Below are 10,120 nucleotides of genomic sequence, written 5' to 3'. Positions count from 1 at the left end.
GCGCGGAGGCGCGGAGGCGCGGAGGCGCGGAGGCGCGGAGGCGCGGAGGCGCGGAGGCGCGGAGGCGCGGAGGCGCGGAGGCGCGGAGGCGCGGAGGCGCGGAGCGGGACGAGTGGGTTGTGGGTGCCTCGGGTCTGGTGTGTCGTCCCTCGCCTTCGGCGGCCCCCGCACCGCAGTCTCGCGCCGGTGGTGGTGCCGCGCGCCGCGCGTTGCGGCGGGGTGTGGCGGGGCGTGGGGGTGGATCGGGGCGTGTGCGCAAAGTGACGGGGTGCGCACGCGTAGTATGTACCGCGTGGTTGGGGAGAGTGGGTTCGAGGTTGTGCGGGTCGTGATCGTCGACGACCATCCGTTGTTTCGGGCGGGGTTGCGGGCCGCTTTGGAGAGTGCCGCGGACATCGTGGTGGTCGCCGAGGTGGAGACGGCCGCCGCGGTGCCGGGAGTGGTTGCCGAGCAGGCGCCCGATCTGGTGGTGATGGATCTGTCGTTGCCGGACGGGTCCGGGATCGAGGCCACCCGGAAGATCGCGGCCGACACGCCGACCGTGCCGGTCCTGGTGTTGACCATGTCCGACGACGACGGCAGCCTGCTCGCGGCGATACGCGCCGGCGCCGGTGGCTATCTGGTCAAGGGCGCGGGCCGGGACGAGGTGCTGCACGCGGTGCGTACCGTCGCGGCCGGTGGCGCGGTCTTCGGTGCGCAGACCGTGCCCCGGCTCGCCGCGTTGCTGGCCGGCGGCAGCCCCCGCGCGTCCGAGCGGGTGTTCCCCGAGCTGACCGAACGCGAGTGCGAGGTGCTGGACCTGCTCGCCCGGGGCCTGGACAACCGCAACATCGCCCGCCGGCTGTTCCTCGCCGAGAAGACCGTGCGCAACCACATCACGCACATCTTCGAGAAGTTGCACGTCACCACCCGCGCGGAGGCGGTGGCGCACGCCCGCGACTTCGGCCTGGGCGCCGACTGATCCGGACCGCCGCCCCGCGCGCCACCGCGCCGACGGGCCCGACCCGAGCCCGTCCCGGGGCATCGACCGGGCCCCGGTCGGGACCTCGATGGGACCGCTGCCTCGTGTGCACGGGACACCGCGACGACCATCCTGAGTTGTCCGTACCCCTCCGGGTCCTGCACATCGGAAGCACCCGGCGTCGTTCGGCCCCACCCGGCTCGACTCGTCCGCGCCGTCGTTCGACGACGTCCGTGAGGAGGCGCCAGATGCCCATGGGCAACCGAAGGCAACGCTCCGGCCTCGACCGCGCCTACGCGGTATGCGGCGCCTCCCTGGTCGGCGGCCTGGTCACGCTGATCCTGCTGCTCACCCACCTCGACGACCCGAGGATGCCCCCGCGCCCCGCCCTGATCGGCGTGGCCACCCTCCAGGGCATCGCCTTCTCGCTGTCCGGGCTCTTCGTGCTCTCGCGTCGATCCGCCGCCGGCCTGGGCTGGCTGTTGTTGTGGACCGGCCTGTGCTATCCGCTGGCGAGCGCGGTCCTGTTCACCGCGGTGTTCGCCGACGCCGGATTCGCCGGGGCCACCGTGGCGATCACCGTGTGGCTGATCGCCGACACGATGCTCCTGTTCGGGATGTACGCGCTGCCGCTGTGGCTCCCGAACGGCACCCTGCCGAAGTCCCGATTCGTCCGGATCTATGCCGTGCTGCTCGCGCTGTGGAGCGCCGTGCACGCGTACGACGACTACTCCGGGTCCGGCTGGTACGGACTGCCCAGCTTCCTGCAACACGGCGCCTGGGCCGGCACGCAGCGGTGGCTGGACGAGTGGCTGACCCCGCGGATGGACCTGATTCCGCCGCTGGTCATCCTGACCAGCCTCGCCGTGATGACCGTGTGCTGGGTGCGCTCGCCCAAGCCGCACCCGATGCGGCTCGTGCCGCTGCTGCCCTATCTGCTGTGGCTGGCCGTGAGCTTCCTCGGCTACCACCTCGAACTCTCGGACCTGCTCTATGAATTCCTTCTCTACGCGGGCGTGCTGGTCTGGCAACTGTGCTTCGCGTACGCCTTCGCCCGGGACCGGCAGTGGCACCTCGACCGATCCACGCGCAAGGTTCTGGCCACCTTCACGCTGGCCGCGGTGCTGATGGGCGGCTACTTCGGGATCGCCGTCGCGCTGTCCGGCGTGCTCCCCGGCGCGCGCACCGCCGGCGCGCTGGTGATAGCGGCCGGGGCGCTGCTGATCGGCGCCCTGCTGCGGCCGACCGTGCAATGGGCGATGCGCGTCGTCGACCGCTTCTACTACGGCGAACGGGCCCGGCCCTACCAGGTGGTTCGCGACCTCTCCGAACAATTGAGCCGAGCACCGGCCCCCGGCTCGGCACCCGCCCTGCTCTGTCGAACGGTCGTGTACACGCTCGGCCTGCCCGGCGCCGGTGTCGTGGTCGACACCCGGCACGGCGAACGCGAACTCGCCCGGATCGGCACCGCCGGCACCGCCGAGGTCGACTTCCCGCTCACCTACGAGGGTGTCGTGATCGGCCGGCTCTCCGCACCGCCCCGCCCCGGACAGGACGCGTTGGATCGCCAGGACCTGGAGGTGCTGCGCTTCCTCGCCGACCAGGCGGCGCCCGCCATCGCCTCGTTGCGCCTGTACGAAGAACTCCAGGAGACCCGCGAACGCATCGTGCTGGCCCGCGAGGAGGCCCGCCGCCGACTCCGGCACGACCTGCACGACGGCCTCGGCCCCGCGCTGTCCGGTACCCGGCTCCAGGTCGACACCGCGCGGGCCTGCGTACCGCCGGGCACCCCGGCCGAGGGCACCCTGGCCATCGCTTCGCGCAGCATCGGCGAGGCGATCACCGAGCTGCGCCGGATCACCGACGGCCTCGCCCCCGCGGCACTCGCCCGACTCGGGCTGGCCGAGGCGCTGCGCGAATGTGCGACGCGGCTGGGCGGCGGCGATGGGAACCACCCGCACATCCGGGTCACCTTCGATCCCGATCCGCCCCCGCCGCTGCCCGCGGCCGTGGAGGTGGCGATCTACCGGATCTGCGGCGAGGCGCTGACCAACGTCGTCCGGCACGCCCAGGCCCACCACGCCACGCTCGACGTCGTGGTCACCGAGACCCGCGTCGTCCTGGAGGTGGTCGACGACGGCGTCGGGAGCCCGGAGCGCGAACGCGGCGCGGCGACCGAGGGTGTCGGCCTGGCCTCGATGGCCGAACGCGCCGAGGAACTGGGCGGCAGTTTCACCGCGGGCGGCAACGAACACGGCACCGTCGTGCGCGCGGTCATCCCACGAGCCGGGACCGATACCCGGGACCAACCCGGGACCGACCCGGGACCGTGACCACATGCGGAGGGACCCGCAGCGAGCGAAGGTGGAGGAGCGGTGATCGACTTGATCACCTTGTCCCCCACACAACACGGAGATCCAAAATGTCGAAGAGCCCACTTCCGAAGGGCGGCGAACCACCGCCTGGGTCGCACAAGCCCGACCAGCCGCTCGGCTGCCACTTTCCGAATCCGCCGTGCACCAGCGTGGACGAGTCCGATTCGGCGAAGGCAACGGATGCGAGCAGCGGTCATCCGCCGCATAAGGCCGATGGCTCGGGCCGAACAGCCGAGCCGGACACGCACGATCCGCCGGACGACTGAGCCGACCCGAAGGAACACAACAAACTGCCGCCCCCGCCGTCCTCGACGGCGGGGGCGGCGCCGTGTGCCCGGTGCCCGGGACGCCCGGGGCGGGCGCGGGTGCACGCCGGCCGGCGTGGGCGTGAATTCATCCCGTACGCTGCCGGCCGGTCGGTGCGACCAGGGCGGCGGTGGCCGCGCCGGTGCCGATGACGTCGGAGAGGGCCTGCAACTGCACCCGGATCAGCGCGGCGACCCGGGGGTCCGCCGGTCGTACCGATCCGTCCGGTTCGCCGGTCAGCGCGTCGGGGGCGCCACCCACCACCACCTCGGGGTGCGGCACGACCAGATTGCCCAGACCGGCCAGGATCCGCACGGTGTCGGTCAACCCGCGAAACCCGTGCAGTCGGCTGGCCGTCACCACCATCACGGCGACGGCCTTCCCGGACAACGACGCGTCGCCGCGCGGGCGCGAGGCCCAGTCGACGGCGTTCTTGAGCACGCCGGGAATCGAGTGGTTGTACTCCGGGGTGGCGATCACCAACCCGTCCGCCCGATGGATCGCGGTACGCCACCGGCGCACCGCCGGCAGCTCCGGATGTACGTCCAAGTCCTCGTTGTACAGCGGCAGTTCACCCAGCGTCGGATACACGTCGAAGCACATGCCGGGTGGCGCGAGCGCGGGCAGCGCGGCCAGCAGTCGGGTGTTGGCGGACTGTGCGCGCAGCGAGCCGGAGATCGCCAACACGCGGGCGGGGGAAGGGGACGCGGGAGCGGTCCCGGGCGCGGACATGAGTGGCCTTTCGTCAGGAACCGGTACGGCGGTCCAACAGGGTCGTGTCGTGCCGCCCGGCGCGGAAGTCCGGGTCGTCGAGGATCTCGGCGAGCAGCGGCGCGGTGGTGCGCACACCCGGGCCCTCGACCCGCAGTTCGCGCAACGCGCGGCGCATCCGGGCCAGCGCCTGGTCGCGATCCGGCCCCCAGGTGACGATCTTGGCCAGGAGCGAGTCGTACTCCGGACGGGCCTGGGATCCCGGGAACGCGTGCGTGTCCACCCGGACGAACGGGCCGGCGGGCGCGTCGAAGGTGGTGAGCGTGCCGGGACACGGCGCGAAGTCGCGGGCCGGGTCCTCGGCGTTGATCCGGACCTCCACCGACGCGCCGCGGCGCCGCACCCGGTCCTGGTCGAAGTCCAGTGGTCGGCCGGCGGCGACGAGCAGTTGCTCGCGGACGATGTCGATCCCGGTCACCGTCTCGGTCACCGGGTGCTCGACCTGGATTCGCGAGTTGACCTCGATGAACGCCGCTTCCTCGCCGCGGACCAGGAACTCGAAGGTGCCGGCGCCCCGATAGCCCACCGCCCGGGCCCCGGCGACCGCGTGGGCGGCCAGCCGATCGGCCAGGTCGGCGGGCAGGCATGGTGCGGGGGACTCCTCGACGAGCTTTTGGTGTCGGCGCTGCACCGAGCAGTCCCGCTCGCCGAGATGGACCACATTCCCGTGTCCGTCCGCCAGGATCTGGATCTCGATGTGCCGGGCGCCGGCCAGGTAACGCTCCAGGTAGACCCGGTTGTCGCCGAAGGCCGCCTGGGCCGTGGCGCGGGTCGCCCGGAAGGTGGGCAACAGCGCGCCGGCGTCGGGCACCACCGCCATCCCCCGACCGCCGCCGCCCGCGACCGCCTTGACGATCAACGGAAAGCCGATGCCGCGGGCCACCTCGGCGGCCTCGTCGGCGGTATCGACCGGGTCCCGCGATCCGGGCAACACCGGCAGCCCGGCGTCCGCCATGATCCGCCGGGCCGTCGATTTGTCCCCGAGCCGGGCCATCACCTCGGGCGCGGGGCCGACGAAGACGATCCCGTTCTCGGCGCAGATGGTGGCGAAGTCCGGGTCCTCGGACAGGAAGCCGTAGCCGGGGTGGATCGCCTGGGCGCCGGTCTTGCGGGCCGCCTCGATCACCGCCGGCGGGTAGAGGTAACTGCGATGCGGGTCCGCGGGGCCGATGTTGACGTGGTGGTCGGCGGCGCGTACGGCGGCCGAGTCGCGATCGGGGCCGGAGTGCACCACCACGGTGGCGATGCCCATGTCCCGGCAGGTACGCACCACGCGCAGTGCGATCTCGCCCCGGTTGGCGATCAGTACGGTGTCGAACACGGAGGTTCACCTCGCCGAGTCGGAGTCGGAGTCGGAGTCGGAGGGGGCACCGGAGCCGGAGCCGGGGTCGTGCCCGGAACCGGCGACGGGTTCGAGTTCGAACAGCGGCTGGTCGTACTCCACGCCCTGCCCGTTGTCGACCAGCACCGCCGTCACCCGGCCGTCCCGGTCGGCCTCGATCGGGTTCATCAGCTTCATCGCCTCGATGATGGCCACCTGTTGGCCGGCCCGGACCCGGTCGCCGACCTCGACGAACGGTGCCGCTCCCGGTTCCGGCGCGTGGTAGAGCGTGCCGACCAGCGGTGCGCGGACCAGGTGACCCGAGGGCGCGGCCGGCTGCGGCGCGGGCGCGGGCTCGACCTGCGGGCCGGCCGAGGCCGCGGCCGCGATCGGCGGCGGCCCCGGGGAGGCGGACCAGGCGACCTCGATGCTCTCCCCGCCGGAGCGCACCACGATCTTCGTGGGCGGTCGCGGGGCATCGTGCAGCACCCGGCCCAATGCGTTGCGCAGGACGGCCAGGGTGGCCGCCCGGCCTTCGTCGTCGACGGCGGTCATGCCGAATCCTCCTCGTAGTCGTCGCTGTCCCGGTAGTCGTCGCCGTCCTCCCGGACGCGGCCGGTCCCGATCCCCGCGCCGGCCGCGTCCGACGCCGCAGGCAGCCCGAAGGCGCGGAAGCGCCGTCGCCGCGACGCGACGCGCTCGGCCGGATCGAGGCTCGCGAGTTCGGCCACCGTCTCCAACACCGCGTCCCGCAGCGCGAGGCTCGCGGCGGGCGGATCGGCCTGCGCGCCGCCCTCGGGTTCGGCGATCACCCGGTCCACCACCCCGAGTTCGAGCAGCGAACCGGCGTCCAGACCGAGCGCGCGGGCCGCCGCCGGGCTCTGCTCCCGGGTCTTCCACAGGATCGCCGCGCAGCCCTCCGGGCTGATCACCGAGTACAGCGCGTTCGCGCTGATCAGCACCCGGTCGGCGACGCCGAGCGCGAGGGCGCCGCCACTGCCGCCCTCGCCGGTGACCACGGCCACCACGGGCACCCGCAGCCCGGCGAGCACGCGCAGGCATCCGGCAATCGCTCCGGCCTGTCCCTGCTGCTCGGCCTCGATTCCCGGATGTGCGCCCGGGGTGTCGATCAGGGTCACCAGCGGCACGCCGATCTTCTCGGCCAGCCGGGCCAGCCGGACCACCTTGCGGTAGCCGGCCGGCGAGGCCATCGCGAAGTTGGCCCGGACCAGATCGGCGGTGGTGTGGCCCTTCTGGTGCCCGAGCACGAGCATCGCGCGGCCCTCCACCAGGCCCAGACCACCCACGATCGCCGGGCAGTCGCCGCCCGCCCGGTCACCGCGCAACTCGACGAACGCGTCCATCCAGTACGCGAGATGGTCACGCGTCGTCGGGCGTCGCGGATCCCGCGCGGCGGCCACCACCTCGTGCGCGGGCCGCCCGATCGGCCCAACCGACTCGACCGACTCGACCGACCCGGCCTCGGGCCGAGCCGCAGCCCCGTCGCCCACGCCGGCGGCCCGGGTCGGCCCGGTCGCCTCCGGGCGATCCGGCTCGGCGGGCCGGCGCGCCGCGGCCAGGAGAACCGCGAGCGTCCGGCGCAGCTCGCCGCGCGGGCGGACGGCGTCCACCAGGCCGTGCCGAAGCAGGAACTCGGCCCGCTGGAAACCCTCCGGCAGCCGTTCGCCGATGGTCTGCTCGATCACGCGCGGTCCGGCGAAGCCCATCCGCGCGCCCGGTTCGCACACCACCACGTCGGCCAGCGTGGCGAACGAGGCGGCCACGCCGCCGTAGGTGGGGTCGGCGACGACGGTGACGGTGAGCAGTCCGGCCTCGTCCAGTTCGGCCATCGCCGCCGAGGTCTTGGCCATCTGCATCAGGGCCAGCGCGCCCTCCTGCATCCGGGCGCCGCCGGACGAGGTGACCACGATCAGCGGCACCCGTCCGGCCAGCGCGGCGTCGGCGGCCGTGCCGATCGCCTCCCCGGCCGCGACGCCCAGGCTGCCGCCCATGAAGGCGAAGTCCATCACGGCCAGCACCACCGGATGCCCGGCCAAGGTGCCGAGGGCCACCCGGACCGCGTCCTCGTGCCCGGTCGCCGCGCGGGCGGCGGCCAATCGGTCCGGGTACGGCTGGAGATCCTCGAAGCGCAGCGGGTCGTGCACGGTCGCGGTCGGGGTCAGCGGCCGGGCGCTGCCCGGGTCGAGCAGCGCGTCCAGCCGCCTGGCCGCGTCCAAGGGGGTGTGCGCGCCGCAGCCGGGGCACACCCGATGGGCGCGCTCGAAGCGTCTGCGGTACACCAGGGTGTGGCAGCTCGGGCACCTCAGCCAGTCCGACGGCGACCTGTCGACGGCCGGCCCGCGCGTGGCGTTCATCGCGGTCTCTCCTGCTCCCCGCGCGGCGCGACGCTCGGGGCCGCGTGCCGCAGCGGCGTGATCTGGTGGATGTCGTAGTTGCGCCGCAGTCGGGCCACGCGCTCCGAGTCGACCCGCTCCCCGGCCCCGAAGATCTCGATCAGTTCCTCGAAGTAGCGCTCGTGGTCGGGCGCGGGTGTGGACTGGAAGAGCATCCTGGCCGGTCTCGTGGTGGGGTTGCCGAACGCGTGCGGGCACCCGGGCGGCACGAACATGCAGCTCCCGGCGCCGGCGCGGACCGGCCCCCGGCCGGTCTCCGAGCGCCAGTTCCGCCAATCGTCGGCGGTGCGGTGCAGGGGTTCGAAGGCGAGTACGTCGAGTTCGCCGTCGAGTACGTAGAAGAACTCCTCGCCCCGTGCGTGCACGTGTGCGCCGACGTCGAAGCCGGGCGGCACCACCACCTCGAAGGTCGAGGTGTGCCGGGCGTGCGCTCCGGTGACCTTGTAGGTGACCTCCTGTGCGGCGGTCACCAGCCGCCGGCCCGCCCCGGGCGGAATGATCAGGCCGTCGACCACGACGACACCTCCTCGGTCGCGGGCCGGCGATCGCCGCGGCCCGGTGGTCCGGAATCGACCCAGGTGCCGACCGCCATCTCGGCGGTGATCCCGGGGCCGAAGCCGGCCACGATGCCGCGTCCGCCGGCGGCCGGTCCGCCCGTCGCGAACAACCGGTCCAGGGCGTCGAAGACCACCGCGCTCGCGATGTTCCCGTATTCCGTGAGGGTGGCCCGGCTGTGCCGGAACGCCTCGGGGGCGACGCCGAGGAATGTGCTCAGGTCGTCCAGGATCCGCGGGCCGCCGGCGTGCACGACGTAGAAGTCCAGTGCCGAGGCGTCCCACGCGTGGCGGGCGACGAGTTGTTCGATGACCGGTGCCAGCGGCTCCATCGTGGTGGGCACCCGCTTGTCCAGGCGGAAGTGGAATCCGGTGTCCTTGACCGCGTAGGAGATCCAGTCCTGGGTGTGTGGGATCAGATGGGAGCCGTTGCGTTCGAGCCGGACGCCGGTGCCGCCCGCGCCGCGCACCACCGCCGCCGCGACCGCGTCGCCGAACAGGCCGTCGGAGAGCAACGACCCGATGTCGGCGTCGTCGGGCTGGTAGCACAGCGAGCAGAACTCGCAGGACACGATCAGCGCGTTGAGCCCGGGGTGGGCGGTACAGAAGTCGTGGGCCCGGTTGATCGCCGCGCCGCCGGCCGCGCAGCCGAGCTGGGCGATCGGCAGTTGGCGGGTATCGGGGCGCATGCCCAGCTCGTTGATCAGCCACGCGGTCATCGACGGCATGCCGAATCCGGTGCACGAGACGTAGATCAGCAGGTCGACGTCGCGTACGCGCAGTTCCGCGTTGGCCAGTGCCCGGCGGATCACCGGGGGCACCCGCAGTTTGGCCTGCTCGTGGTAGAGGAGGTTGCGGGCCTCGAAGCCGGGATGGCGCAGGGTGCGCTCGATCGGCTGGACGAGATGTCGTTTGCGCACGCCGGTGTTCTCGATCAGTCGTAGCGCGAGCGGCAGACGGGGATTGTCCGCGTGGAGTCGGCGGGCGATCTCCAGCGACTCGTCCATGGTGATCACGTTCTCGGGGACGGCCACGGCGGGCCGGCAGAGGATGCTCACGAGCGGTCTCCTTGTGTGGATACGAAGGTGTGGATGCGAAACGTGTGAATGGGAAACGTGTGGATGCGAAACCGCGGAGAACCGGATGCGGTTCTCCGCGGGTGACGGCTGGTTGCGGTGCCGCGCGGCGGGCGCTCGGCTACCGGGCCGCCTGCATCGGGATCGACCGGGCCCGGCCCGCGCGATGCGGGGGCTCGATCGCGCCGTCTGGCAGCAGCGCGCCGGTGTCCTCGAAGATCACCACGCCGTTGCACAGCAGGCTCCAGCCCTGTTCGGGATGGCTCTGTACGACGTGCGCCGCGAGGTGGTCGGTGGCCGACGCGGCGGGACAGGGGGGAGAGTGTCGGCACATGGTCCTGA

At 72.9% G+C, this 10,120-nt stretch carries 9 protein-coding genes; 2 read left to right on the top strand and 7 right to left on the bottom strand.

The window, feature by feature from the left end; translation table 11 throughout:
• The first annotated feature begins 319 nt into the window (after positions 1 to 319).
• Complete coding sequence (locus tag ACH4U8_RS32905) at positions 320 to 961, top strand: response regulator transcription factor (RefSeq protein WP_360309250.1); 642 nt, start codon at positions 320 to 322, stop codon at positions 959 to 961.
• 248 nt (positions 962 to 1,209) lie between these two features.
• Positions 1,210 to 3,294, top strand: coding sequence for a GAF domain-containing sensor histidine kinase (locus ACH4U8_RS32900; RefSeq protein WP_395782090.1), 2,085 nt, complete (start codon positions 1,210 to 1,212; stop codon positions 3,292 to 3,294).
• Between the two features lie 435 nt (positions 3,295 to 3,729).
• Here the strand turns inward: ACH4U8_RS32900 and ACH4U8_RS32895 are convergent, their stop codons facing one another.
• The 7 genes from ACH4U8_RS32895 to ACH4U8_RS32865 form a co-directional block, all read right to left on the bottom strand.
• The gene (locus ACH4U8_RS32895; RefSeq protein ID WP_380017736.1) at positions 3,730 to 4,374 is read right to left on the bottom strand and encodes an NAD(P)H-dependent oxidoreductase; all 645 of its coding nucleotides are present in this window, start codon (positions 4,372 to 4,374) and stop codon (positions 3,730 to 3,732) included.
• 13 nt (positions 4,375 to 4,387) lie between these two features.
• A complete protein-coding gene (locus ACH4U8_RS32890; RefSeq protein WP_395782088.1) occupies positions 4,388 to 5,734 on the bottom strand; it encodes an acetyl/propionyl/methylcrotonyl-CoA carboxylase subunit alpha in 1,347 nt (448 codons plus the stop codon).
• Between the two features lie 6 nt (positions 5,735 to 5,740).
• Positions 5,741 to 6,289 carry an acetyl-CoA carboxylase biotin carboxyl carrier protein gene (gene accB, locus ACH4U8_RS32885; RefSeq protein ID WP_395782086.1) on the bottom strand — a complete coding sequence of 183 codons (549 nt, stop codon included), beginning with the start codon at positions 6,287 to 6,289 and terminating at the stop codon, positions 5,741 to 5,743.
• The gene (accD, locus tag ACH4U8_RS32880) at positions 6,286 to 8,109 is read right to left on the bottom strand and encodes an acetyl-CoA carboxylase, carboxyltransferase subunit beta (protein ID WP_395782084.1); all 1,824 of its coding nucleotides are present in this window, start codon (positions 8,107 to 8,109) and stop codon (positions 6,286 to 6,288) included. Before accD ends, accB begins: the two co-directional genes overlap by 4 nt.
• Complete coding sequence (locus ACH4U8_RS32875) at positions 8,106 to 8,663, bottom strand: cupin domain-containing protein (protein WP_360308971.1); 558 nt, start codon at positions 8,661 to 8,663, stop codon at positions 8,106 to 8,108. The genes accD and ACH4U8_RS32875 overlap by 4 nt, the downstream gene beginning before the upstream one ends.
• On the bottom strand, positions 8,648 to 9,760 hold the full coding sequence (locus ACH4U8_RS32870) for a type III polyketide synthase (RefSeq protein ID WP_360308974.1): 1,113 nt from the start codon (positions 9,758 to 9,760) through the stop codon (positions 8,648 to 8,650). The genes ACH4U8_RS32875 and ACH4U8_RS32870 overlap by 16 nt, the downstream gene beginning before the upstream one ends.
• A 139-nt stretch (positions 9,761 to 9,899) precedes the next feature.
• Positions 9,900 to 10,112, bottom strand: a complete 213-nt coding sequence (locus ACH4U8_RS32865) for a DUF5999 family protein (RefSeq protein WP_360308977.1) — start codon at positions 10,110 to 10,112, stop codon at positions 9,900 to 9,902.
• Positions 10,113 to 10,120: the final 8 nt, after the last annotated feature.

The organism is Embleya sp. NPDC020886, from assembly GCF_044333915.1.
Taxonomy (GTDB): domain Bacteria; phylum Actinomycetota; class Actinomycetes; order Streptomycetales; family Streptomycetaceae; genus Embleya.
This window is presented reverse-complemented; position numbering and strand designations above follow the sequence as displayed.